The organism is Parasulfitobacter algicola, from assembly GCF_013315265.1.
GTDB classification, from domain to species: Bacteria; Pseudomonadota; Alphaproteobacteria; order Rhodobacterales; family Rhodobacteraceae; genus Parasulfitobacter; species Parasulfitobacter algicola.
In genome coordinates this window covers 30,753-56,145 of record NZ_JABUFE010000011.1, presented here as the reverse complement: position 1 = coordinate 56,145, position 25,393 = coordinate 30,753, and the positions used below count along the sequence as shown (strand labels likewise).

Below are 25,393 nucleotides of genomic sequence, written 5' to 3'. Positions count from 1 at the left end.
ATGAAGACGCTGACGACGACGGACAGTTTGGCTGAGTTTTGCAACAAAGCCAAAACACATGAATATGTAACGGTAGATACAGAATTTCTGCGTGAACGGACCTATTATTCCAAGCTTTGTTTGGTGCAGCTGGCTGTGCCGGGGGATGGTGCGGATGATGCCGTTTTAGTGGATCCGCTATCCGATGGCTTGTCGCTTGACCCTTTATATGACCTGTTTCGTGATACATCTGTTGTCAAAGTTTTTCATGCCGCGCGTCAGGATCTTGAGATCTTCTTTATTGAGGCGGATGTTTTTCCCGACCCGTTATTTGATACGCAAGTGGCTGCAATGGTGTGCGGATTTGGTGATCAGGTTGGATATGAAACGCTGGTTCGCAAAATCACACGGGAATCATTGGACAAGACATCGCGGTTTACGGACTGGTCGCGCAGACCGCTGACGGATGCGCAAAAGACCTATGCTTTGGCCGATGTGACGCACCTGCGTGAAATTTACGAATATCTGTCTGCCGAGTTGAAAAAGACCAAGCGCACCAAATGGGTTGAGGAAGAACTTCAGGTTCTGCTGACCCCGGATACATATATCATCGAACCGATGCAGGCCTGGAACCGTGTGAAGACACGTACGAATTCAGGACGTTTTCTGGCCATTGTACGGGAACTGGCCGCCTTTCGCGAAATCTATGCCCAATCGCATAATGTGCCGCGTAATCGGGTGTTCAAAGATGATGCGTTGGTTGAACTGGCATCAACTAAACCCGCCAATTTGGCTGATTTGGGCCGGTCGCGGCTTTTGTTGCGCGATGCGCGACGGGGCGAGATTGCGGAAGGCATAATAGCCGCCGTTGCTGCAGGGCTGGCATGCCCGCCAGAAGATCAACCAAAACCAGATCGTAGTCGGGACAAGTTGCAGGTGAATCCGGCTTTGGCCGATTTGTTGCGCGTTTTGCTGAAAGCAAAGTCCGAAGGTGCAGGTGTGGCGCAAAAGCTAATCGCTTCTGCGTCGGATCTGGATGGGTTGTCGGCTGGCTTAAGGGATTGTTCAGCGCTGAAGGGTTGGCGCAAAGAGGTCTTCGGAGAAGATGCCCTGCGCCTGTGCAATGGTGAAATCGGTCTGGCCGCGCAATCCGGTCGTGTGGTGATTGTTGATCTTTAACGCCGTAAAGATTGTGCGTTTAGTTGACCGATAACGCGTATCGCGCTGGCACGCTGCAAATCCTGATCTGTTATAAACAGGGCAACAACCACTTCGCGTGATTGTTGTGTGCTTGTTCTTTGGGTGCCGCGCGGTGGGATTATTCTGAACTCATACGTCAGAACGCCAGGATCGGTATTCTGAACGCGGACAAGATCGCCAGCAAAATATCCTTGAGTCGGGGGCAGACCCACAGCACGTAATATAGCGCCGCCGGGCGTCCGATCGATTTCAATCGAAACAATCTGGCTGACCATGGGGCGACGATCTTGCGTTGTGGCGCGTTCAGGGGCGGCTTGCAGTGTTTCTTCTTGTGCGTTTCCAAACCAGTTGAACGGGTTGACGCGGCTTTCGCGCACTGTCGCGCAACCAGCAAGACATGTGCCAAGGATCAATACAGATAATATGGAACGGCGCATAAAGACTCCTCAAATACCTTTTGATTGGGCGTATCGCATCCTTGCGGGGTTGAAAAGCCATTCTGCGCATCCGGTTGGTCTGGACCTTTGGTGATATCAGCCCTAACTGTTTGCTGCTGAAAAGGAGTATGACATGGCAACCGAAGCCTTTGAGGATATTGCAGAGACGTTTGAGTTTTTGGAAGACTGGGAAGATCGTTATCGCCATGTGATCGATATGGGCAAAGCGATGCCGCCTTTGGAGGATGCGTTTCGTGTACCCGCAACAAAAGTCGATGGCTGTGCCAGTCAGGTTTGGCTGGTTCCTGAGATTAAGGGCGATGGCCCTAGTGCCGTCTTTACATTCCGCGGTGATAGTGACGCGATGATTGTTAAAGGGCTGATTGCTGTTTTACATGCACTTTATAATGATCTGACAGTTAGAGACGTAACGCAGGTGGATGCATTGGCAGAGTTGGGCCGTCTTGGTCTGAATGATCATCTGTCGGCGCAAAGGTCCAACGGATTGCGCGCTATGATCGAACGGATTCGGTCTATTGCTGCGACGACTGCAAGATAGGTATGTGCCGTTTTTCAGGCGAAATTATACATTTCTTTCAGTTCAACCATGCGGTGTATTTCTAATTTGCCTTTGAATTGAGTAGTATAGAGATTTGTTAATAGTTTATTAACTTCTTAAATTAAGAATTTGTTAATGATACCGTACGGTTAGCGGAAGTAGCTAAGGCGATTTTTCTTGACTTTGCGAACGGTCCAATGTACACCTTGTGACATGCTAGAAGAAGTGGGCAAACGGCCGGGGGATAACCCTTAGGCCGTTTTTTCGTTTCTCTCGTGTGGAGGCTAAAAAGCAACATAGGCAAACCACATGAGCATGATGACTCGTATCGAGACTGAGGAAGACAAAAACGCGCGATGCCTGATGGCGTCGGCACGACGACACCTGGACCAGTGCGAAGACGCTGTACAGGACACCATAGCAGCTTTGAAAGCCGGCGACCTGGGAGAGATTAAATCGCTTAGGGGTCATATCGTCAATCTGATGAAGGCGAATGAGCTGGTTTTACAAGAAAGGGCGAAGATCGATGAACGCGACAGAAAAGAACGAGGCGTCATCGTCGGGGAGCCATTGGATCTTGACGCCGCAAGATGTCAGATCCGGGGCCGTTTGGTTAAGCTGCGCGGGCGATGCTGTTCAAGACGAGTTTCTGAATAGTCTTGGTGAGGAAGAGCTTCGTGCTCTTCCTTACATTTTTGAATTCTGGGCCCATGATCATCAGCTACCGCCAAAAATGAATTGGAAGACATGGGTAATCATGGGCGGACGTGGTGCGGGCAAGACCCGTGCTGGTGCTGAGTGGGTAAGATCGCAGGTCGAAGGTCCAAAGGCGATGGACCCGGGCCGGTCAAAGCGTGTGGCATTGGTGGGCGAAACGATTGATCAGGTTCGCGATGTGATGATTTTCGGCGAAAGCGGCATCTTGGCTTGTTCCCCGCCGGATCGTCGCCCGACCTGGATTGCGTCGCGCAAATGTCTGGAATGGCCGAATGGCGCTGTTGCGCAGGTTTTTTCAGCCCATGAGCCTGAGGCCTTGCGTGGGCCACAGTTTGATGCGGCTTGGGTTGATGAGTTGGCCAAATGGAAAAAGGCCGAGGAGACATGGGACATGCTGCAGTTTGCATTGCGGCTGGGTGATCATCCGCAGCAATGTGTGACGACCACGCCGCGCAATGTGGGGGTTTTGAAAAAGCTGCTTGAGACGCCATCGACAGTTACGACGACCGCCCCAACCGAGGCCAATAGCGCGTATTTGGCAGAGAGCTTTCTTGAGGAAGTTCGTGCGCGCTATGCCGGAACCCGGTTGGGGCGGCAGGAGTTGGATGGGATTTTATTGGAGGATACAGAGGGCGCTTTGTGGACCTCTGAGATGCTGGAGGCGCTGCAAGTGGACGTGGTGCCTGATCTTGATCGAATCGTTGTGGCGGTTGACCCACCAGTGACGGGTCACAAAGGGTCGGACGAATGCGGTATTGTCGTAGCGGGGGTCGTTGCCCAAGGGGCACCGCAAAACTGGAAAGTATATGTGCTGGCTGACGCCACGATCACAGCGGCATCACCGATGGCCTGGGCGCAAAGGGCGATTGATACAGTTGGACACCATAAAGCCGAACGGTTAATTGCCGAGGTTAACCAAGGCGGTGATCTGGTTGAAACGGTGGTTCGGCAAGTCGATCCGCTGGTGCCTTATCGCGCTGTTCGGGCGTCTAAGGGCAAGGTTGCGCGATCTGAACCTGTGGCAGCGTTGTATGAGCAGGGGCGTGTCAAACACGCCCGCGGGTTGGGTGATCTTGAAGATCAGATGTGCCGGATGACCGCCGAAGGGTATACCGGTAAAGGTAGCCCCGATCGCGTGGATGCGCTGGTTTGGGCGTTGCATGAATTGATGATTGAGCCCGCTGCGACATGGCGCAGACCGCAAATTCGATCTTTGTAGAGTTACGCGCGTGAATATTTAATGATCAAGAAGAAGGCAGTGCTTTGTGAAAGCCCTGCCTTTTTTCTTGGCCACACATGATGCGTTGGTTGTGGGGTATTTCCCGCAAGGTGTTCGCTGAAGGACAAACTGAGGAGCTTTTGATGGTACTGGAAATTTTTCGCCGGGGGGCAAGTGCCCCGCCGGAGCAAAAGGCGTCTGCAACGGGTCCGGCGATAGCTTATCACGGATCCGGTCGTGTGGCCTGGAGCCCGCGGGACAGTGTTTCGCTGACTAAGACAGGCTTTACAGCGAACCCTGTAGGGTTTCGTGCTGTTAAGCTGATTGCGGAAGCGGCGGCTGCACTGCCTTTGGTTTTGCAGGACGCTGAGCGGCGTTACGATATGCACCCGGTCTTAAGCCTGATCAAACGTCCAAATCCCGCGCAAGGCCGGGCAGAGTTGTTTGAGGCGCTTTATGGGCAACTTTTGTTGTCGGGCAATGCCTATGTCGAAGTTGTCGGAGCGTTGGACGAATTGCATGTTCTGCGTTCAGACCGGATGAGCGTTGTCCCTGGCAAGGATGGTTGGCCGATTGCCTATGAATATGCCGTTGGTGGGCGCAAACATCGATTTGATATGACGCAAGAGGTCACGCCAATTTGCCATATAAAAAGCTTCCATCCGCAAGATGATCATTATGGTCTGTCCCCCTTGCAGGCAGCGGCGACGGCAATTGACGTGCATAATTCAGCATCGCGTTGGTCAAAAGGACTTTTGGACAATGCAGCACGTCCGTCAGGTGCCATTGTGTATCAAGGCTCTGACGCGGGTGCGACTATGGCGTCAGATCAGTATGATCGTTTGATTTACGAGATGGAGACGCATCATCAGGGCGCACGCAATGCGGGACGGCCGATGTTGCTGGAAGGTGGGCTGGATTGGAAACCCATGGGATTTTCCCCATCCGATATGGAATTTCAGAAAACCAAGGAAGCCGCCGCACGTGAGATCGCAATGGCCTTTGGTGTGCCCCCAATGATGTTGGGGATCACAGGAGAGGCGACCTATGCCAATTATCAGGAAGCCAATCGCGCTTTTTATCGGTTAACGGTTCTTCCGCTGGCGACACGGGTTGCGGCCAGTATTTCGGATTGGCTGTCGGCAATCGCAGGTGAAGACGTTCAGCTGAAGCCCGATCTTGATCAGGTGCCTGCTTTGGCGGCGGAACGTGATCAACAGTGGTCACGGGTCGCGGGCGCGAGTTTTCTGACAGACGCCGAAAAGCGCGCTTTGCTTGGTCTACCCGCTTTGGCCGAGGAATAGATTATGAGCGAGCTTATCAGTTTGGATGGCTTTGATTGCGCGCCGGCGCACCGGATTGCGTCGAACGAACGGATTAATTCGCTGCAATTCGAAGCAATGAGCAAGCGTTTGGATCGTGTGGAAGAAATGATGGAACGACTGGAAAAGCGACTTTGGCTGATCGTGTTCGGCGTGGTTGGCGTGATTTTGGCGCAGGCGTTCCAATCGGTTTTGGCGGTGACGCCGTGATGCAGGAGAAACATATGAATGGGTTAGAACATAAGTTCTGCCAACTAGACGCAACGTTGAGCGTAACAGATGGCACGCTGATCGAAGGCTATGCGTCTTTATTTGGCAAATGCGATCAGGGCGGCGATGTGGTTGAGGCAGGTGCTTACGCCCGCAGTCTGGCGGCAATGAAGGCAAAAGCGGGCACGGTCAAAATGCTGTGGCAGCATGACCCAACGCAACCGATTGGTGTTTGGGACGAAGTTCGCGAAGATGCAAAAGGACTTTATGTCAAAGGTCGTATCTTAACGGATGTTGCAAAAGGCCGTGAAGCGGCCGCACTGATCGAGGCAGGTGCGATTGATGGATTATCCATTGGGTATCGTACTGTCATGTCAGCGAAAGACAACAAGGGCCGCAGGCTCTTGTCTGAATTGGAGCTTTGGGAGGTGTCGCTGGTGACCTTTCCAATGCTTCCAGATGCGCGGGTGGGGTCCAAGGGCGATAGTCCTGAAGACACCACCCTGCGCGAATTGGCTGCCGCGTTCGAGGACGCGCGGCGGCAGCTGGCACGGACCTGAGCCAGCGTTTCAACACGCACTCATTTAAGGATTGAAAGATGAGCACACCCGAGACGAAGGCTCGGGCCGGGGATGGTCTGTCTCCGGCCGATGAAATGAAAACCGCGCTGGCGGGTTTCGTGAATGACTTCAAAGAGTTCCAAAGCACTATTCATACCAAAATCGAAAATCAGGAAGAAAGATTGACCATGCTGGATCGTAAAAATATGACATCTGTTAACCGTCCCGTTTTGTCGGTGGCCCATGACGAAGCCCCCCACCAGAAAGCGTTCGATGCCTATGTGCGTTCAGGCGACGACGATGGCCTGCGCGGCCTTGAGCTGGACGGCAAATCCATGTCGACAGCTGTCAACAGCGATGGCGGCTATCTTGTCGATCCGCAAACATCCGAAACCATCAATTCGGTTCTGCATTCCACTGCATCAATCCGTGCGATTGCGACAGTCGTCAATGTTGAAGCCACATCGTATGATGTGATCGTGGATCATGGCGATATGGGCTCTGGCTGGGCATCCGAAGGTGGTGCAATGGCCGAGACAGATACGCCGCAGATTGACCGTATTTCTATCCCGCTGCACGAACTGTCTGCACTTCCCAAAGCGTCGCAGCGCTTGCTGGATGACAGCGCGTTTGACATTGAAAGCTGGTTGGCTGGTAAGATCGCTGATAAATTTGCACGTTCAGAAGCCGCTGCTTTTGTTAATGGGGATGGCACGGATAAGCCCACGGGCTTTCTGACGCATCCTGCAGTGGATAACAACGTATGGACCTGGGGTGGCTTGGGTTACATTGCCACTGAAACACCTGGTGGCTTGGGCGATCCTGACAAGCTGGTCGAAGTGGTTTACGCCCTTGGCGCCGAGTACCGCGCGAACGCAACATTTGTCATGAATTCGAAAACTGCTGGTGAGATCCGCAAGGTCAAAGATGCCGAAGGCCGTTTCCTGTGGTCAGATGGCTTGGCCGCTGGTGAACCAGCACGTTTACTGGGTTATCCAGTTCTGATTGCCGAAGATATGCCAGATATCGCTGATAACGCATATGCGATTGCCTTTGGAGATTTCGCAGCCGGTTACACTGTTGCGGAGCGCCCTGATCTGCGGATTTTGCGTGATCCTTTCTCGGCCAAGCCGAATGTTCTGTTCTACGCAACAAAACGTGTTGGCGGTGATGTTAGCGATTTCAAAGCAATCAAACTGCTGAAATTCGCAGCGTCTTAAGGCGTTGTGAACGGGCGGTCCCGGACAGGGCCGCCTGACCTTGGGCGCGCGCCTTTCTAATCCCCCGTGTTGTCTAGCTGCTCCCCTCCGTCCGAGCAATATGGGCGGCGCGCGTCCATTCTTTGGGGGGAAAACTCGGATTTTCGGAGAGTTTCCATGATGTTAGTTGAACAGACCACAGTGCTCGCAGGTGCTTTGCCGGTCACAGAGTTTAAGCGGCACCTGCGCCTGGGTACAGGGTTCAGCGATGAAGGGCTGCAAGACGCTGTTCTTGAAAGCTTTTTGCGGGCAGCAATGGCTGCAATTGAAGCGCGAACTGGTAAAGTTCTGATTGAAAGAGACTTTTCATGGACTCTGACAAGATGGCAGGCTGTTGATCATCAAGTTTTTCCAGTCGCGCCAGTTATTGCATTGTTACCAATTCGCCTGATCAATGCAGATGATGTTGTAAGTGATGTACCTGAGGGTCGGTGCCGTTTGATCCCGGATGGGCATAGGCCTATGATCGTGTCTAGTGGCGCCGCATTGCCAAGCATTCCAAAACACGGCACGGTTGAGGTGCAGTTCAGGGCTGGCTATGCAGATAACTGGGGTGGATTGCCTGCCGATCTGGCGCAAGCTGTCCTGCTTTTGGCGTCACATTATTACGAATACCGGCATGAAACGGGACTGGGTGATGGATGCATGCCATTTGGTGTGACAGCCTTGCTTCAGCGTTATAAGCCCGTTCGATTGACCGCAGGTGGTCAACGATGAGTGCGGTCAATCTATCGCGGGAATTGGTGCTAGAAGGCGCAGTTCAGCTTCCTGATGGTGCAGGGGGCTTTCGTGAAAATTGGCAAGCCCTTGGTACATTATGGGCAGAAATCAAAGCTGGATCAGGCCGTGAAACGTCAGGCGGTTTTGGCCCGGTATCTCGTATGTCTTACCGCATTACTGTGCGCGGTGCCCCTTTCGGTACAGCATCACGACCAAAAGCTGATCAGCGGTTTCGCGATGGTGGCCGTGTGTTTCGCATCCTTGCCGTCGGTGAAAGCGATGCCAACGGACGATATCTGATTTGTCACGCAATTGAGGAGGTGGCCGCATGAGCTATGGTGTAAGCGCAGCCCTTCAGGCCGCAGTCTATCAGGAAATTAGTACAAACTCGGGTGTTCAAGCGCGTGTTGGCACTGCAGTTTATGATGCGATCCCATCTGGCACTTTGCCAGATACCTATATCACGCTGGGCCCCGAGGATGTGCGTGACAGGTCAGATATGACTGGGCAGGGGGCATCACATGTTTTTACTGTTTCGGTGATGACAAATGCGGCGGGGTTTCAAACAGCCAAGGAATTGGCTGCCCTTCTATCCGACATTTTGATTGATGCGGATTTGACGTTGTCGCGGGGCAGTTTAATTGCGCTGAATTTTGAAAAAGCTTTGGCACGGCGTGTGGGAACCGGCGCCGAACGGCGGATTGATCTCAAATTTCGCGCACTTGTGGAAGATAATTGACACTTTTTAACGGAGAACGACAATGGCTGCCCAAAATGGTAAAGACCTTTTAATTAAACTCGACATGACCGATGATGGTCAATTCGAAACTATAGCGGGGCTACGGGCCTCGCGGATTAATTTCAATGCTGAAAGCGTTGATGTGACTAGCCTGGAAAGCCAGGGTGGTTGGCGCGAGTTGCTTGGTGGTGCTGGCGTCAAGTCTGCAGGAATCTCAGGGTCTGGTGTGTTTAAAGATGCCGCCACGGATGAACGTGCACGGCAAATTTTCTTTGATGGGGAAACGCCACGATTTCAGGTTATCATCCCTGACTTTGGAATTGTTGAGGGCCGTTTTCAGGTCACTTCAATCGAATATTCAGGCAGCCACAACGGGGAAGCGACATATGAAATGTCGATGGCCTCGGCTGGTGCGCTGAATTTTACGGCACTTTAAACGATGGCCAATCCTTGGACGGGGGAAGTGGCGTTGGTCTTAGATGGGCAGCGTCACGTGGCAAAGTTGACGCTGGGTGCGTTGGCCGAGCTTGAGGCAGCTTTGGATACAGGCACGCTTGTGGAGATGGTTGAGCGCTTTGAACGCGGCCAGTTTTCAACGCGGGATGTTTTGGCATTGATTGTTGCAGGTCTTCGTGGTGGTGGCTGGAATGGATCGGCCGCCGATTTACTGCATTCTGAGATCGAGGGCGGTCCAGTTGAGGCTGCCCGTGTCGCGGCTGAGCTGTTGGCCCGCGCGTTCGCCCTGCCGGTTACATAAAATGGAAAATGGATTTGACTGGCCCGCGCTAATGCGGGCCGGAATGCGTGGATTGGCTTTGAAGCCTGTTGAATTCTGGGCGCTGACCCCGGCTGAACTGCTGTTCTTGCTAGGGACAACCAGTGCAGATGCGCCGCTTACACGCTCTCGGTTGGATGAATTGGCTGCGGCCTATCCTGACACTTAAGGAGATCACATATGAAAGAATTAGAAGGCCTTGATACGCTTGATGATCAAGTGTCTGCGTTGGAGCGCACACTTGGCGGTGCCTCAGGTGTCGCTGCAGCTTTTGATACAGAACTGGTCAGAATGCGAAACACCTTAGGGGCCACAGGCCGTGAGGTAGATAGTTTGTCAACAGGTATGAGCAAAGGGTTGAGACGTGCTTTTGATGGTGTGGTTTTCGATGGGATGAAATTGTCGGATGCTTTGGATACAATTGCAAAGTCGATGGTTGATACCGCGTATTCTGCTGCCATTCGTCCTGTCACAAATCATGTCAGCAATCTAGTTGGCAGTGGGGTTGGTTCACTGATGCAGGGGCTTATGCCGTTTGAAAAGGGCGGTGCGTTTTCCCAAGGTAAAGTCACGCCCTTTGCAAAAGGTGGCGTATTGAGTGGGCCGACCACTTTCCCAATGCGCGGTGGTATGGGTCTTATGGGCGAAGCTGGGCCCGAGGCGATTATGCCCTTGTCGCGTGGGCCGGATGGCCGGCTTGGTGTTAAAACCGACGGCGGCGGAAGGCCGACGACAATCGTAATGAATATTTCGACACCAGATGTCGAAGGTTTCCGGCGATCACAATCACAGATTTCAACACAGATGAACCGCGCGTTATCGCGTGGACAGCGTAATCGGTAAGAGGGACGTATCATGGGGTTTCACGATGTAAGATTTCCGGCATCGCTTAGTTTTGGATCGCTTGGCGGGCCTGAGCGACGGACTGAAGTTGTTACGCTTGCCAATGGATTTGAAGAACGCAACACACCATGGGCCCATTCCCGCAGGCGCTATGATGCTGGTGTTGGTATGCGATCGTTGGATGATGTTGAAACTCTGATCTCATTTTTCGAAGCACGGCGCGGACAACTGTATGGGTTTCGTTGGAAGGATTGGGCTGATTTTAAATCTGGACGCGCAATGCAAGACATTACGTTCGAAGACCAGGTCATTGCGATTGGTGACGGCGAAACTGCAATTTTTCAGCTGACGAAAACCTATCAATCTGGTGAGGCAAGTTATATCCGACCTATCACCAAACCAGTTTTGGGAACGGTTATCTTGGGACTTCAAGGTGAGATTCAGCGCGAAGCAATCCATTTTGAAGTTGATTATAACACTGGGTTAGTCACATTCGATACAGCCCCTGATGTAGATGTCGAGATTACAGCAGGGTATGAGTTTGATGTCCCTGTCCGTTTCGATACGGACCGCATTCAGACTTCCGTTGCAAGTTTTCAAGCCGGGGAAATTCCAAGTGTACCCGTTGTTGAGGTGCGTGTATGATGACCCAGTCAAACAAACTGGTCGAGCATTTGGCAACTGGATTAACAACAGTTTGCCGTGCATGGGCCGTTATTCGCAAAGACGGCAGGACGCTTGGCTTTACAGATCATGATATCGGTTTTCAGTTCGATAATATTGTCTTTAAGGCAGATACTGGTCTGACCGCCAGTGCATTGCAGCAGACAACCGGACTTGCTGTGGACAATTCAGAAGCGTTGGGGGTTCTGAGTGATGTCTCCATTAATGATGAAGATATCGAGGCAGGTCGATATGATAGTGCCGAAGTGGTATCATGGTTGGTCAATTGGCAAGATGTTAATCAGCGTATGCTACAGTTTCGCGGTACAATTGGCGAAATTCGCCGCGGATCTGGTGCGTTTCGCGCTGAATTGCGCGGTTTAACCGAAGCTCTTAATCAACCACAAGGCCGCATATTTCAAAAAGCATGCTCAGCTGTGTTGGGCGATGCGCAATGCAAGTTCAAACTAAACCAGCCAGGATATGTTCACGAAACAGCAGTTGAAATAATCGAAGATGCAAGAATATTTCGTTTTACTGATTTGAAAGGTTTTGATCTGAATTGGTTCGAACGCGGGCGTCTGACTGTTATGTCCGGAGATGCTGTCGGTTTGATTGGTTTGATCAAAAATGATCGCCTTAGTGATGAGGAACGCTTGATCGAGCTATGGGAGCCGTTGCGCGCCACAATTGCAACCGGGGATATGGTTAAAATTGAGGCAGGATGTGACAGGCGTGTAGAGACATGTCGACTGAAGTTCAATAATTTCCTTAATTATCAAGGCTTTCCCGACATTCCCGGTGAGGATTGGCTGATGACTTTTCCATCGCAAAGTGGCACAAACAATGGTGGTAGTCTGAGATGAATTCCTTGCGTGGTGAAGACGTTGCGCAAGTTGCGCGCAGCTGGATTGGGACGCCATACCGTCATCAATGTTCAGTTAAGGGGGCAGGGTCGGACTGCTTGGGATTATTGCGTGGCGTTTGGCGTGAATGCTTTGATGACGAACCTGAAAACGTGCCCGCGTATACCGCGGACTGGTCAGAGCCACAGGGCGACGAAATTTTACTGAAGGCAGCGCAGCAGTATCTTTTTCCTGTGGATCACCGACAGATCGACCCCGGAGATGTTGTATTGTTCCGTCTTCGAGAAAACAGCATCGCAAAGCATCTTGGGATCATCGGTAAGACGGGTGATGTTCCCACGTTTATTCATGCCTATTCCGGCCATAGCGTCGTTGAAAGTCCGCTAAGCAATCCATGGACGCGTCGTATCGCGGCAAGATTTTCGTTTTTTGAGGAGATAAACTGATGGCGACTATTGTTCTTGCGTCTGTTGGCATGGCTGTTGGTGGGTCGATCGGTGGCACCGTTATGGGGCTTTCGATGGCAGCAGCCGGTCGCTTTGTCGGTGCGACTGTTGGGCGCGTAATTGATCAACGCTTGATGGGTGCAGGGTCTGAGTCAGTTGAGATCGGCCGTATTGATCGCTTTCGTTTGACCAGTGCCAGTGAGGGTAGCGCTGTATCACAGCTTTACGGGCGACTGCGCATTCCTGGACAAGTGATATGGGCCAGCCGTTTCAAGGAACGTAAAAAGAAAACTGAAGGCAGCGGGGGTAAGGGCAGTGGCGGTTCGCAACCATCAACGACGTCTTACAGCTATTCTGTCAGTATGGCATTGGCGCTTTGTGAAGGTGAAATTTCACGTGTTGGTCGTGTTTGGGCAGACGGTGTCGAAGTTTCGCCTGACGACTTGAACATGCGAGTTTATAGTGGATCTCAAACTCAGCTGCCTGATCCCAAAATTGAGGTGATTGAGGGCGTTGGTATGGCCCCTGCATATCGGGGTACGGCATATGTTGTATTAGAAGATCTGCAACTTGCCCAATTTAATAACCGGGTTCCGCAGTTCACTTTTGAGGTAATGCGGGGAGCCAATGATACCGATAGTGATGTCCCTGAAGTATCAAACGGTGTTCAAGCTGTTGCGCTGGTTCCTGGTACTGGAGAATATGCTTTAGCAACGACCCCCGTATACTATCAAAGCCGTAAGGGTGCCAACAAGGCTGCGAATATCAATTCACCGTCTGGGAAAACAGATTTTCTGACTTCTGTTGAGGCGTTGAATGGTGAATTGCCAAATTGTGGTTCGGCATTGTTGGTTGTGTCTTGGTTTGGTAATGACCTGCGATGTGGTTCATGTTCTTTAAAGCCAAAAGTCGAACAAAACCGTGATGAAGCCTTTGCCATGCCTTGGACAGTGTCCGGACTTAACCGATCCGAGGCTGAAGCAACGCCGCTTTTGGATGGCCGCCCTGTTTATGGGGGCACACCGACAGATCAATCTGTCATTCAGGCCATTAAGCATTTGAAGAAAAGTGCAAAAATGCCTGTCTTCTATCCGTTTATTCTAATGGATCAGTTGGATGAAAACGGATTGGTCAATCCATATACCGGAGGGGAAAATCAGCCAGCACTTCCATGGCGTGGACGCATTACTTTGGATTATGCGCCAACACATCCGGATACATCTGATCAGACGCCTTCTGCGGATGCGCAGGTTGCTCAGTTCTTTGGCAATGCGCATCTGTCAGATTTTCAATCTGATGGCTCTACAGTGCGGTATACGGGGCCGGAGGAATGGTCGTACCGCAGGTTTATTCTGCATTATGCGCATCTTTGTAAATTAGCGGGTGGCATAGATGCGTTTTGTATCGGTTCGGAAATGCGTGGCCTTACACAAATCCGTGGTGAAAATGGATTTCCTGCAGTTGATGCTTTGCGAGCATTGGCAGCAGATGTGCGGACAATCTTGCCCGATACAAAAATCAGCTATGCCTCTGATTGGTCAGAGTATTTTGGGTATCATCCCCAAGATGGCAGTGGTGATGTATACTTTCATCTTGATGATCTTTGGGCGGATGAAAATATCGATTTCATAGGGATTGATAATTACATGCCGCTATCTGATTGGCGGGATGGTCCTGATCATGCAGATGCAGATTGGGGCGCAATTCATAATCTAGAGTATTTGCAGTCAAATATCGAAGGTGGTGAAGGGTACGACTGGTATTACCATTCACCTGAATCCCGGGAAGCACAAATCAGAACGCCAATCAAAGATCATGCGCACGGGGAAGACTGGATTTACCGCTATAAGGATTTGCGCGGATGGTGGGAAAATCCGCATCATAACCGCATTAATGGTGTTCGCAGTGAAGGCCAAACACCCTGGGTTCCAATGTCAAAACCATTTTGGTTCACTGAATATGGGTGTGCTGCGATTGATAAGGGAACGAACCAACCCAACAAGTTTCTTGACCCTAAATCATCAGAATCCTCTGTGCCCTATTATTCAACAGGTGTACGAGATGACATGATACAGATGCAATACCTGCGAGCCATGATGTCATATTGGGGTATGCAAGAGAATAACCCTGTGTCAGAGCTTTTCGATGGTCCAATGGTTGACATGTCAAGGGCGCACGTGTGGGCGTGGGACGCAAGACCATATCCCTTTTTTCCCAACAATCAATCGCTTTGGAGTGATGGTCGAAATTATGCACGAGGTCATTGGCTAAATGGCCGTAGTTCATCGCGCGCATTATCGGAAGTCGTGCGTGAGATTACGCTGCGATCAGGTGTATCTGACGTTGATGTGAGTGCGCTGTATGGTGTTTTGCGAGGCTATGCCATTGATGAGGTTACAACAGCCAGATCAGCGTTGCAGCCACTTATGACAGCCTTTGGTTTTGAGGCGATCGAACGAGATGGGAAACTAATTTTTCGCACGCGTAATGGACGGATCAAACAAAAGATTGCGTATAATAGTTTGGCAGTGACAGATGAGAATGACAGCGTAATCGAGGCGACACGTGCGCCGTCAGCAGAGATATCTGGCAGAGTACGGTTGAATTTTATCGAAAATGATGGGGACTATGAAGCACGTACTGTCGAAGCTACATTTCCTGATGAAATAACCAGATCAACTTCGCAAACAGAATTACCAATCGGGTTAACTCAGGGCGAAGGACAACGTATCGTAGAACGTTGGTTAGCTGAGGCGCGTGTTGCGCGCGATAGTATTCAGTTTGCATTACCACCATCTGAAGTAAATCTTGGTGCAGGCGATGTTGTTGAGATGGCTAGTGAAAATGTATCTGGGTTTTATCGAATAGACCGTGTTGAAGATAATGGTGTGAAACTCGCGGAAGCAGTTAGAATTGATCCTAGTGTCTATCACCAAAGTGATATGATCGACAGTCAAGTTGCGGTAAAGTCATTCACGCCGCCTGTACCAGTATTGCCAATGTTCATGGATATTCCGCTCATGTCCGGGGATGAAATTCCGCATGCGCCACATATCGCGATCACTGCCACGCCATGGCCTGGATCTGTTGCCATTTATGGGTCTTCGATTGATAATGATTATGTGTTGAAAAATATCATTTCTCAGCGGGCGACCATTGGTGAAACCAAAGGGATTTTCAGGCGCTCGCAATATGCTGTGATTGACAGAACAATCACTTTACGTGTCGAATTGTTTTCTGGGGAACTGTCGTCAACGTCTGCTCAGCAACTTTTGTCAGGGGCCAATCTGGCAGCAATTTCTGGTAATGGTTCAACCGATTGGGAGCTGTTTCAGTTTGAAACTGCGATCTTGGTTGAAAAAGATACCTATGAGTTAAGTGGCTTTTTACGCGGTCAACTTGGGACTGATGCTTTGGTTCCGGATGTTTGGCCTGAAAATTCGACCTTTGTTCTAATTGATAGTGCTGTTGAGCAAATTGATCTGTCATCGCAACTACGAGATGTGGTGCAGAACTATCGCATTGGGCCAGCGCAAAGGGGGTATGATGATCCATCTTACAGCCATCATGTTGAAGCATTTCGCGGAGTTGGGCTGAGGCCATATGCACCGTGTCACTTGAAGCTTAACGAAAGCAACAACGGCGACATCAATGTCAGTTGGATACGTCGAACGAGAATTAGCGGCGATAACTGGAATGGATTGGATGTTCCACTTGGCGAAGCGCGTGAAGCATACTTAGTTCGGGTTATGTCGGATAATAAAATCATTCGTGAGGTTACTTCTGAAACTGCTGAATGGACATATAGTGGTTCAATGCAGACGGAAGATAATCTGATGAATGATTTCTCTGTCGAAATCGCCCAGATTTCTGAACAGTTTGGTCCTGGGCCCTTTGCACGCATTGATGCATCGCTTGCCTAAGAGAAATGCAATATATTTTGAATAGCCGACGCAGGATAGATAAGATAGATATAAAGAAATATCCGGAGATATATCATGGCAGAACCCCAAGTACATCTGACTGAAGTTGACCCTGTTTGGCGTCGTATCTGCGAAGAAGCTGAAGTGGCGGTTCAAGATGAACCGCTATTGGGAGGCTTGGTACATTCGAGCTTACTGCATCACAAGTCGCTTTCTTCTGCACTGGCATATCGTATTTCTTTGAAGCTGGCATCTGCTGAGATGTCAGAACAGATCCTGCGCGAAATTGCAGATGAAGCATTCAGTGCTTCACCAGAACTGGTTGTGTCTGCGCGCACTGACTTGGTGGCCGTCTATGAGCGTGATGCAGCGTGCCATCGGTTGATTCAGCCAATTTTGTATTTCAAAGGATTTCAGGCCATTCAAGCTTATCGTGTTGGGCATTGGCTTTGGAAGAACGGTCGCCATGACTTGGCTTATTTTATACAAATGCGCGTATCTGAAGTTTTCGGTATTGATATTCATCCCGCAGCACAAATTGGGCGTGGGATAATGATTGACCATGCCCATTCCATCGTGATCGGGGAAACTGCAGTTGTCGGTGATAACGTATCTATGCTGCATTCTGTGACCCTTGGCGGAACAGGAAAAGAAGACGATGATCGCCATCCAAAAATTGGGAACGGAGTGTTGATCGGGGCAGGGGCCAAGGTGTTAGGGAATATCACCGTCGGCCATTGCAGCAGGATTGCTGCGGGTTCCGTTGTGCTTCAGGATATTCCGCCTATGAAGACGGTTGCAGGAGTTCCGGCACGGATCGTGGGTGAAGCGGGTTGTTCACAACCATCGGTCACAATGGATCAGCTATTGCGTGACAACTTTCAATAAAGCTTTGCTCGCCTTGGATTAGGCGAGCATAACCATAGGGTTTTCTAGATTTTCTTTAATTGCGGACAACAGTTCCGCCCCGAGTGCCCCATCAATCACACGGTGATCGACGGACAAAGTGACGGACATAACTGTTGCAACTGCTAGCTCTCCGTCGTCTCCTACAACTGGTTTTTTCACACCTGCACCCACGGCCAAAATCGCGCCGTGGGGTGGGTTAATAACGGCGTCAAAATTATCGATTCCGAACATGCCAAGGTTGGAAATCGCAAAGCTGCCGCCTTGATATTCATGCGGGGCCAGTTTGCGGTCGCGGGCACGCGTTGCAAGATCTTTCATCTCAGCCGATAATGCAGACAGCGATTTCATTTCCGCATCTTTCAAAACAGGTGTGAAAAGTCCACCTTCGATCGCGACGGCAACGGCGACATCTGATGGCTTTAGCTGCAGTACACGATCACCTGCCCAAACGGCGTTTGCAGTCGGGACGGATTGTAATGCCAAGGCACAGGCCTTGATGATGAAATCATTCACAGATAGTTTTACATCACGTCCTTCAAGTTGTTTGTTAAGCTGACTGCGGAATTTCAGCAATGCGTCCAGTTGGATATCGCGACGCAGATAGAAATGCGGTATGGTTTGTTTGGCTTCGGTCAGGCGCGCTGCGATTGTTTTGCGCATGCCGTTCAGCGGAATTTCTTCGTATTCGCGCCCTTCATACATCTTGACCACTGCATCGCTCGATTGCCCGGTTGATGCGGGAGTGGATGAAATTGATGCAGCTTTAGGCGCTTCGGCTTTTGGCATTGATGTAGCATTTTCTACATCTGCTTTGACAATTCGACCTTTGGGGCCAGACCCTTTGATTTGGCTAAGATCCAGACCTTTGTCTTTGGCAATGCGACGAGCAAGAGGCGAGGCAAAAACGCGGTCGCCGCTATCGGATTTGGGCGCCGCAGGGGCGGGAGAGGCATCAGTATCACCGCGCCCATAACCTTTAGCCGGGTCAGTTTTATCTGATCCTTCAGCCGGTGCGGCATTGGATGATGCTTTTGACTTCGGAGCCGATGTATCGCCGATATCATCAGCGCTTTCGCCATCTTCCAGCAAAACGGCAATCGGCGTGTTGACCTTCACGCCTTCGGTGCCTTCGGCCACCATGATCTTACCCACCACACCTTCATCCACAGCTTCGAATTCCATGGTGGCCTTATCTGTTTCGATTTCAGCCAGCAAATCGCCTGACGATACAGTATCGCCTTCTTTGACCAGCCATTTCGCAAGCGTGCCTTCCTCCATCGTGGGGGATAATGCGGGCATCAGGATTTCTGTTGGCATTTTAGTTTGCTCCTGTAGGTCTGCAGGTTACGGATGTGGCCGCATTGCGTTCGCAGTGGTTTGTGATCCAGACAAGGCGATTGTTTTCGAAGATCAGATTGGCTGTGCCAGAATTTTCGTGCTGTACGTGAACATCAGGCCCAGTTGTGCCAAAGACAGATATGTTTGGAATTTGACGTGCCGCTTCTAAAAGCTGGTCTCTTTCAGCGCCTTGCAAGCCATGTACGGCAAGCGTGCGCAGCAGGTCTGATTCAGATTTCATATTGTCAATCATAACTTGCTGTTCGTCGATTGTGATCTGCATGTAGGTCACCCCGGCTGCAGTATTTCCCGCAGCAACCAATGCATCTCCTAGACCATCCGCAAAGGTCCAGGCCATGTGCCCAACCACACCCATCAGTGTGCCAGTACCCAAACCAATAACAAAGACCCAAGGCTTATTCATAACTTACCGATATGTCACTTGTTTCACGGCCTCAATCACCTCATCTGTCGTAACCAAAGCCAGCTTTTCAAGGTTTGCTGCATAAGGCATCGGCACATCTTTCCCGGTGCAATTGATGACAGGAGCGTCCAGATAGTCAAAGGCATTTTGCATGATCACAGACGATATGTGATTGCCGATGGCGCCCACGGGCCAGCCCTCTTCCACGGTCACGCAACGGTTGGTTTTCATGACTGACTTAAGCACAGTTTCGGTATCCATCGGGCGCAAAGTCCGCAGATCGATCACTTCGGCGCTGATGCCATCTTCGGCCAGTTTATCAGCCGCTTCCAGTGCATATTGCATTCCAATACCAAAGCTGACGATGGTCACATCGCTGCCTTCGCGCCAGATCCGCGCCTTGCCGAAAGGTACGGTGTAATCATCCATAACCGGCACATCAAAGGTGCGGCCATAAAGGATTTCGTTTTCAAGGAAAATCACGGGGTTCGGATCGCGGATCGCGGATTTCAGCAAACCCTTTGCATCAGCGGCAGAGTAGGGCATCGCGACTTTTAGCCCGGGGATATGCGCATACCATGCGGCATAGTCTTGGCTGTGTTGCGCACCAACACGGGCGGCGGCGCCATTCGGTCCGCGGAAAACCATGGGCGCGCCCATTTGACCGCCAGACATGTACAGCGTTTTTGCGGCGGAATTGATAATTTGATCGATGGCTTGCATCGCAAAGTTAAATGTCATGAATTCAACGATTGGCTTCAGACCACCAAAGGCAGCACCAACAGCGATACCTGCAAACCCATGTTCGGTAATCGGTGTATCGATGACGCGCTTTGCGCCGAATTCATCCAGCAGACCTTGGCTTATCTTATAGGCGCCCTGATATTCTGCGACCTCTTCACCCATCAGATAAACGGTATCATCGCCGCGCATTTCTTCGGCCATCGCGTCACGAAGGGCTTCGCGCACGGTCGTTGGCTTCATCTCGGTGCCTTCTGGCACGTCGATTTCAACAACTTTTGCGGCGACAGGTGCGGACGCGTTCTCAGCTTTGGGTTCTGCGTCCGGGGCTGTATCATTTGAGGGTTCAGACGACTTCGCAGAGGTATCAATATCGTCAGCGCTTTCGCCTTCCTCAATCAAAACCGCGATGGCAGTGTTAACCTTCACACCTTCTGTGCCCTCGGCCACCATGATCTTGCCGATTATACCTTCATCGACGGCTTCGAATTCCATCGTGGCTTTGTCGGTTTCAATCTCGGCCAGAATATCGCCGGAACTGACGGTATCGCCCTCTTTAACCATCCATTTGGCCAAGGTGCCTTCTTCCATAGTGGGTGACAGGGCAGGCATGAGAATTTCGGTTGCCATCTTACGGGGCTCCTTGTTGCATCATCAGGGATCCGGCCAAAAAGCCAATTCCAAACGTTACGACTAATAGAATTACTTGATTTACAATCGTAATAATCAGACTGGATGTGAAAGTTGGTCGGACTGAAGATTGGTTCGTATTGATGAAAGCCCAAACGCTGAATGTCATAATCAGCGTTTGCACTCCTAGAAATGCAATACTGATGACCGGGGATGCTGTTTCACTTAGATCAGTCGCTATAGTGCCTATGCTGTCTGTATCGAACTGGTCCAAACCAGTTTGTAAAAGAATATAAGTCAGACCAACGCCAACACTTATGATTATTGTAAAGATAAACGATACAAAAATCGTCAGAAACGCACTTGAAAACGTGGCCGAACGCCCGATCACAATTTTCGTAGACAGGCTAAGTACAAAAGCCAAAAGGGCAATGTACAAAATAAAAAATAGTAAACCGATCATACTTGGATCTCCAAATCGCGATCAGGCGTAGATATCTGTCCAAAGTTCCTCAAGCGCGGGCTCGGGGCTTTCTTTGGCAAACTCTGCAGCCTCGTTCACGACGGCCTTGATATCTTTGTCGATGGCTTTCAACTCATCTTCGGTTGCGTGTTTACCAGTCAGCAGCAGATCGCGGACCTGTTCGATCGGGTCGCGTTCATCACGCATTTTCTGAACCTCTTCGCGGGTGCGATACTTGGCAGGGTCTGACATCGAATGGCCGCGATAGCGGTATGTTTTGACCTCAAGAATATAGGGGCCCTTGCCCGCCCGGCAGTGTGCCACAGCCTTTTCACCGGCTTCTTTCACCGCCAGCACATCCATGCCGTCGACTTCTTCACCCGGAATGCCGTAAGCCGCACCGCGTTCCCAAAGTGACGGTGATTTGGTCGACCGCTGTACGCTGGTTCCCATAGCATATTGATTGTTCTCAATGACGAAAATCACTGGCAGGTCCCAAAGTTCGGCCATGTTATATGTCTCGTAAACCTGGCCCTGGTTGGCCGCACCATCGCCAAAATAGGCGAACGTCACGCGGTCATTGCCCAGATATTTGTCTGCAAAAGCCAGACCGGCCCCAATCGGCACCTGTGCGGCCACAATCCCGTGCCCACCATAGAAATGTTTTTCCTTGGAAAACATATGCATTGAGCCACCTTTGCCGCGACTGTACCCGCCTTCGCGGCCCGTCAGTTCGGCCATCACACCCTTAGGGTCCATACCACAGGCCAGCATGTGACCATGATCGCGGTATGACGTGACGCGCTTGTCGCCTTCGCTTGCGGCGGCCTCAAGGCCAACAACAACAGCCTCTTGCCCGATATAAAGGTGACAAAATCCGCCAATCAGACCCATCCCGTATAGTTGGCCGGCTTTTTCCTCAAATCGTCGGATCAAAAGCATCTCGCGGTAATGATCCAGCAATTGTTCTTTCGAAACATTCGGTTTTTTGGCCGCTTTCCGGGTCGCCATGTGCGTGTCTCCCTCGGGAATCTAAATATAGTTTAGTGTTAAACTATTTATTAGCCGAGCTGTTCCCGAATGGCGAGGGGGAATTTTCCCCTGCGTCAAAAATCTGACGTTAATGCGCTTTTTAATAGTGACGGCCCTGTACCGAGCCGCCGTTTTTTAAATCAAGATATGTCTACTTTGCTTTTTTGACACTTCTCATTGTGCCAACTTTCACAAGGTTTGCGCGATATTCTTTTGACGCGTGAAGATCGTGGATCATGTGATCTGGATCAACGCTTAGGTCCGCGACAGCGTCTGAAGCAAAGGATTGCGATAAGGCCGCTTCTGCGTCAGCCCATCGAAAAACTCCGTTTTCCGAAGCCCCCGTGACGGCGACGCGCACATGGTCTTGGTACTTGGCAACAAAGACGCCTGTCAGCGCAAAGCGGGATGCCGGCTGAACGAACTTTTCATAATGTGCAGCCTGAGGGATGGGCAAACGAACTTCGGTGATGATTTCGCCTTCGTCCAGTGCAGTATCAAACATGCCCTGGAAATAATCATCGGCAGTGATTTCGCGCAGGTTGGTACAGATCGTGGCGCCGGTGCCCAAGGCCGCAGCGGGATAGCACGCCGACGGGTCGTTATTAGCCAGGCTGCCGCCAATGGTGCCGCGGTTGCGCACAGCCGGATCACCGATATGAGCGGCCAGATGCGCCAGCCCCGGAAAGCTGCTGGCGGCTTCGCGTGCAACAGTGGCGTGGGTGGTCGCCCCGCCGATACACAACTGGCCTGCGTCATTGGTGCACACACCCTGCATGTCCGGGATGTGTGTTAGACTGACCAGCACTTCGGGCGCGGCCAGTCGCTGTTTCATCGTGGGGATCAGGGTTTGTCCGCCGCCAAGGGGTTGGGCTTCGTCGCCCTGCAGGGCGGCCACGGCGTCGGCGATGGTGGCAGGTTTTGCAAAGTCAAAATTATGCATCTTGGTCTCCTTTGGGATCGACCCTGCCACGCATGGGGCAGGGCCATTGCCTTAACGGTTCATCGCGGCCCAGACCCGATCTGGGCTAAGCGGCATGTCGATATGGGTGACATCGTGGCCTGCACGTTGCAGCGCATCAATGACGGCATTCACCACCGCAGGCGGCGATCCGATCGCGCCTGCTTCGCCGCAGCCTTTGACCCCAAGCGGGTTATGCGTGCACGGCGTGATGCAGGAATGATCGACCTTGAACATCGGCACATCATCGGCGCGCGGCATGGTGTAATCCATGTAAGATCCCGACAACAGTTGGCCATTTTCGTCATAGGCGCAGTTTTCCAGCAATGCTTGCCCGATACCCTGGGCCAGTCCGCCCTGCACCTGACCTTCGACGATCATCGGATTGACGATATTGCCAAAATCATCTGCCGCGCTGAAGGCCACGACGTCGACCTTGCCAGTGTCGGGATCCACTTCGACCTCGCACCCATAGGCGCCACTGGGATAAGTAAAGTTGGCCGGATCATAGAAAGCCGTTTCCTCAAGCCCCGGTTCAATCTCTTCCAGTGGATAGTTGTGCGGCACATAAGCTGCCAGCGTGACATCGCCCCAGGCCACGGATTTATCAGTGCCCGCGACAGTAAACGCGCCGTCTTTCAGCTCGATATCCGCCTCGGCGGCCTCAAGCAGGTGGGCCGCGATCTTGCGCGCCTTGCTGATGATCTTTTCGGTCGCCTTGACGATCGCCGATCCCCCCACGGCCAGCGAGCGGGAGCCATAGGTGCCCATGCCCATCGGGGTGTTGGCGGTATCGCCGTGGACGATGTCGATCTGGTCGGCATCAATCCCGATCATATCAGATACGACCTGGGCGAACGATGTCTCGTGGCCCTGTCCGTGGCTGTGCGATCCGGTCATCACGCTGATCGATCCGGTGGCATTGACCCGCACGGTGGCGGACTCATAAAGCCCGGCGCGTGCGCCCAACTGCCCCACAAGGTTCGACGGCGCGATCCCGCAGGCTTCGATATAATGCGCGATACCAAAGCCGCGCAGCTTGCCGCGCGCCTTGCTGTCGGCGGCCCGCGCTGCAAAACCTGCATGGTTCGATATGTCCAGCAGTTTGTCCATCGTAGCGTGGTAATCGCCCGTGTCATATTCCACTGCAACCGGCGTGGCATAGGGGAATTCTGTGATGAAATTCCGCCGCCGCAGTTCTACAGGATCAATGCCCATTTCACGCGCGGCCTTATCCACAACGCGTTCCAGCTGGAACGTCGCCTCGGGGCGGCCCGCCCCGCGATAGGCATCTACAGGTACAGTATTGGTAAAGACTGCCTTGACGTTCACATAGATCAGCGGGGTTTTGTAATTCCCCGCCATTAAGGTACCATGCAGCCAGGTCGGGACCGACGGCGCAAAAGTCGACAGATACGCGCCCATATTGGCATAAGTATCTGTGCGCAGGGCCAGGAACATGCCGTCTTTGTCCATCGCAAGTTCAATCTTGGTCACGTGATCGCGGCCATGGGCGTCACTAATGAACGCCTCGGACCGGCTGCAGGTCCATTTGACCGGGCGGCGCAGCTGTTTGGCGGCAAAGGTGCAGAACGCTTCTTCGGCGTAATGGAAGATCTTGGTGCCAAAGCCACCGCCCACATCCGGGGCCACGACGCGTAGTTTATGTTCGGGAATGCCCAGAACGAACGCGCCCATCAACAGGCGGATCACATGGGGGTTCTGGCTGGTGGTGTATAAAGTATGCTCATCAGTAGCTAAACTGTAATCGCCCACTGCGACACGCGGTTCCATCGGATTAGCGACCAGACGGTTGTTTGTGAGTTCAAGCGTGGTGACGTGATGGGCGTTTTTGATCGCCTGATCGACAGCATCGCGATTTTCTTCGACAAAGCCCCAATCATAGCACAGGTTGCTGGTCAGATCGTCGTGCACCTTGGGCGCGCCGTCAGCCACAGCCGCCTTCATATCTAGCACTGGCTCAAGCTCGGTGATATCGACGTCAATTGCTTCGGCCGCATCGCGGGCCTGATCCAGACTTTCGGCGACGACAACTGCAATCGGATCGCCCACATGCCGCACCTTGCCTTCGGCAAGAACCGGGTGTTTGGGTTCCTGCATCACTTCGCCGTGCCGATCCGTGATCTGCCAGCCGCAGGGAATGCCACCCACACCTTCGAAATCGCTTGCGGTGAACACTCGTACCACGCCGGGCATGGCCTCAGCCCCGCTGGTATCAATGCTGTTGATTGTTCCATGCGCGATGTCCGAGCGTAAAAAATACGCATAGGCCTGACCGTGCAGGTTGATATCGTCGGTATAGCGGCCCTTACCCGTTAAAAACCGCAAATCTTCGCGCCGTTTTGTGCTGGCGCCGATGCCTCCGTCTTTTGGCATTTTATCCTCCCTGAATGTGATGCACCCTGCAGCCTGTTGGCTGGGCAGCAAGGCCATCGGT

27 protein-coding genes are annotated in these 25,393 nt (G+C 51.8%); 19 read left to right on the top strand and 8 right to left on the bottom strand.

The window, feature by feature from the left end; all coding sequences use genetic code 11:
- Complete coding sequence (rnd, locus tag HRQ87_RS15825) at positions 1-1,158, top strand: ribonuclease D (RefSeq protein ID WP_174139415.1); 1,158 nt, start codon at positions 1-3, stop codon at positions 1,156-1,158.
- Here rnd and HRQ87_RS15820 read toward each other — a convergent pair.
- The gene (locus HRQ87_RS15820; protein ID WP_174139414.1) at positions 1,155-1,616 is read right to left on the bottom strand and encodes a hypothetical protein; all 462 of its coding nucleotides are present in this window, start codon (positions 1,614-1,616) and stop codon (positions 1,155-1,157) included. The genes rnd and HRQ87_RS15820 overlap by 4 nt on opposite strands.
- Before the next feature lie 133 nt (positions 1,617-1,749).
- Between HRQ87_RS15820 and HRQ87_RS15815 the strand changes: the two genes are divergently transcribed.
- The 18 genes from HRQ87_RS15815 to cysE all read left to right on the top strand — a co-directional run bounded on the left by HRQ87_RS15815 (position 1,750) and on the right by cysE (position 17,325).
- Positions 1,750-2,175, top strand: coding sequence for a SufE family protein (locus tag HRQ87_RS15815; protein ID WP_174139413.1), 426 nt, complete (start codon positions 1,750-1,752; stop codon positions 2,173-2,175).
- 526 nt (positions 2,176-2,701) lie between these two features.
- A complete protein-coding gene (locus tag HRQ87_RS15810; protein WP_174139412.1) occupies positions 2,702-4,111 on the top strand; it encodes a DNA-packaging protein in 1,410 nt (469 codons plus the stop codon).
- A gap of 143 nt (positions 4,112-4,254) precedes the next feature.
- Positions 4,255-5,415, top strand: a complete 1,161-nt coding sequence (locus HRQ87_RS15805) for a phage portal protein (RefSeq protein ID WP_174139411.1) — start codon at positions 4,255-4,257, stop codon at positions 5,413-5,415.
- 3 nt (positions 5,416-5,418) lie between these two features.
- Positions 5,419-5,643, top strand: coding sequence for a GTA head formation protein, RCAP_rcc01685 family (locus HRQ87_RS15800; RefSeq protein ID WP_174139410.1), 225 nt, complete (start codon positions 5,419-5,421; stop codon positions 5,641-5,643).
- Positions 5,644-5,657: 14 nt separating this feature from the next.
- Positions 5,658-6,203 carry an HK97 family phage prohead protease gene (locus HRQ87_RS15795; RefSeq protein ID WP_246252350.1) on the top strand — a complete coding sequence of 182 codons (546 nt, stop codon included), beginning with the start codon at positions 5,658-5,660 and terminating at the stop codon, positions 6,201-6,203.
- A 38-nt stretch (positions 6,204-6,241) separates the two neighbouring features.
- On the top strand, positions 6,242-7,423 hold the full coding sequence (locus tag HRQ87_RS15790) for a phage major capsid protein (RefSeq protein ID WP_174139408.1): 1,182 nt from the start codon (positions 6,242-6,244) through the stop codon (positions 7,421-7,423).
- A 156-nt stretch (positions 7,424-7,579) separates the two neighbouring features.
- On the top strand, positions 7,580-8,179 hold the full coding sequence (locus HRQ87_RS15785) for a head-tail connector protein (RefSeq protein ID WP_174139407.1): 600 nt from the start codon (positions 7,580-7,582) through the stop codon (positions 8,177-8,179).
- Positions 8,176-8,514, top strand: a complete 339-nt coding sequence (locus tag HRQ87_RS15780) for a head-tail adaptor protein (RefSeq protein WP_174139406.1) — start codon at positions 8,176-8,178, stop codon at positions 8,512-8,514. Before HRQ87_RS15785 ends, HRQ87_RS15780 begins: the two co-directional genes overlap by 4 nt.
- Positions 8,511-8,921, top strand: a complete 411-nt coding sequence (locus tag HRQ87_RS15775; protein ID WP_174139405.1) for a DUF3168 domain-containing protein — start codon at positions 8,511-8,513, stop codon at positions 8,919-8,921. Before HRQ87_RS15780 ends, HRQ87_RS15775 begins: the two co-directional genes overlap by 4 nt.
- A gap of 22 nt (positions 8,922-8,943) precedes the next feature.
- Positions 8,944-9,357, top strand: a complete 414-nt coding sequence (locus HRQ87_RS15770) for a phage major tail protein, TP901-1 family (protein ID WP_174139404.1) — start codon at positions 8,944-8,946, stop codon at positions 9,355-9,357.
- 3 nt (positions 9,358-9,360) lie between these two features.
- Positions 9,361-9,678, top strand: coding sequence for a gene transfer agent family protein (locus tag HRQ87_RS15765; RefSeq protein WP_174139403.1), 318 nt, complete (start codon positions 9,361-9,363; stop codon positions 9,676-9,678).
- Between the two features lies 1 nt (position 9,679).
- On the top strand, positions 9,680-9,865 hold the full coding sequence (locus tag HRQ87_RS15760) for a rcc01693 family protein (protein ID WP_174139402.1): 186 nt from the start codon (positions 9,680-9,682) through the stop codon (positions 9,863-9,865).
- A gap of 11 nt (positions 9,866-9,876) precedes the next feature.
- Positions 9,877-10,539 (top strand): phage tail tape measure protein, encoded by a 663-nt coding sequence (locus tag HRQ87_RS15755; protein WP_174139401.1) that lies wholly within the window; start codon positions 9,877-9,879, stop codon positions 10,537-10,539.
- A gap of 12 nt (positions 10,540-10,551) precedes the next feature.
- Positions 10,552-11,184 (top strand): DUF2460 domain-containing protein, encoded by a 633-nt coding sequence (locus HRQ87_RS15750; protein ID WP_174139400.1) that lies wholly within the window; start codon positions 10,552-10,554, stop codon positions 11,182-11,184.
- Entirely contained in the window at positions 11,181-12,068 is an 888-nt protein-coding gene (locus tag HRQ87_RS15745) for a DUF2163 domain-containing protein (RefSeq protein ID WP_174139399.1), read from the top strand. Before HRQ87_RS15750 ends, HRQ87_RS15745 begins: the two co-directional genes overlap by 4 nt.
- Positions 12,065-12,514 carry an NlpC/P60 family protein gene (locus HRQ87_RS15740; RefSeq protein WP_174139398.1) on the top strand — a complete coding sequence of 150 codons (450 nt, stop codon included), beginning with the start codon at positions 12,065-12,067 and terminating at the stop codon, positions 12,512-12,514. Before HRQ87_RS15745 ends, HRQ87_RS15740 begins: the two co-directional genes overlap by 4 nt.
- Positions 12,514-16,437 (top strand): baseplate multidomain protein megatron, encoded by a 3,924-nt coding sequence (locus HRQ87_RS15735; protein WP_174139397.1) that lies wholly within the window; start codon positions 12,514-12,516, stop codon positions 16,435-16,437. The genes HRQ87_RS15740 and HRQ87_RS15735 overlap by 1 nt, the downstream gene beginning before the upstream one ends.
- Before the next feature lie 75 nt (positions 16,438-16,512).
- Positions 16,513-17,325: a serine O-acetyltransferase gene (gene cysE, locus HRQ87_RS15730; RefSeq protein WP_174139396.1), complete on the top strand. Its 813-nt coding sequence runs from the start codon at positions 16,513-16,515 to the stop codon at positions 17,323-17,325.
- Between the two features lie 18 nt (positions 17,326-17,343).
- Here the strand turns inward: cysE and HRQ87_RS15725 are convergent, their stop codons facing one another.
- The 7 genes from HRQ87_RS15725 to HRQ87_RS15695 form a co-directional block, all read right to left on the bottom strand.
- Positions 17,344-18,663 (bottom strand): pyruvate dehydrogenase complex dihydrolipoamide acetyltransferase, encoded by a 1,320-nt coding sequence (locus HRQ87_RS15725; RefSeq protein WP_174139395.1) that lies wholly within the window; start codon positions 18,661-18,663, stop codon positions 17,344-17,346.
- 1 nt (position 18,664) lies between these two features.
- Positions 18,665-19,108 carry a hypothetical protein gene (locus HRQ87_RS15720; RefSeq protein WP_174139394.1) on the bottom strand — a complete coding sequence of 148 codons (444 nt, stop codon included), beginning with the start codon at positions 19,106-19,108 and terminating at the stop codon, positions 18,665-18,667.
- Between the two features lie 3 nt (positions 19,109-19,111).
- Entirely contained in the window at positions 19,112-20,479 is a 1,368-nt protein-coding gene (locus tag HRQ87_RS15715) for a pyruvate dehydrogenase complex E1 component subunit beta (protein ID WP_174139393.1), read from the bottom strand.
- A gap of 1 nt (position 20,480) precedes the next feature.
- Positions 20,481-20,942, bottom strand: a complete 462-nt coding sequence (locus HRQ87_RS15710; protein ID WP_174139392.1) for a hypothetical protein — start codon at positions 20,940-20,942, stop codon at positions 20,481-20,483.
- Positions 20,943-20,963: 21 nt separating this feature from the next.
- On the bottom strand, positions 20,964-21,953 hold the full coding sequence (gene pdhA / locus HRQ87_RS15705; protein WP_174139391.1) for a pyruvate dehydrogenase (acetyl-transferring) E1 component subunit alpha: 990 nt from the start codon (positions 21,951-21,953) through the stop codon (positions 20,964-20,966).
- A gap of 172 nt (positions 21,954-22,125) precedes the next feature.
- Positions 22,126-22,917, bottom strand: coding sequence for an FAD binding domain-containing protein (locus tag HRQ87_RS15700; RefSeq protein ID WP_174139390.1), 792 nt, complete (start codon positions 22,915-22,917; stop codon positions 22,126-22,128).
- Positions 22,918-22,968: 51 nt separating this feature from the next.
- The gene (locus HRQ87_RS15695; RefSeq protein ID WP_174139389.1) at positions 22,969-25,332 is read right to left on the bottom strand and encodes a xanthine dehydrogenase family protein molybdopterin-binding subunit; all 2,364 of its coding nucleotides are present in this window, start codon (positions 25,330-25,332) and stop codon (positions 22,969-22,971) included.
- Positions 25,333-25,393 lie beyond the last annotated feature (61 nt).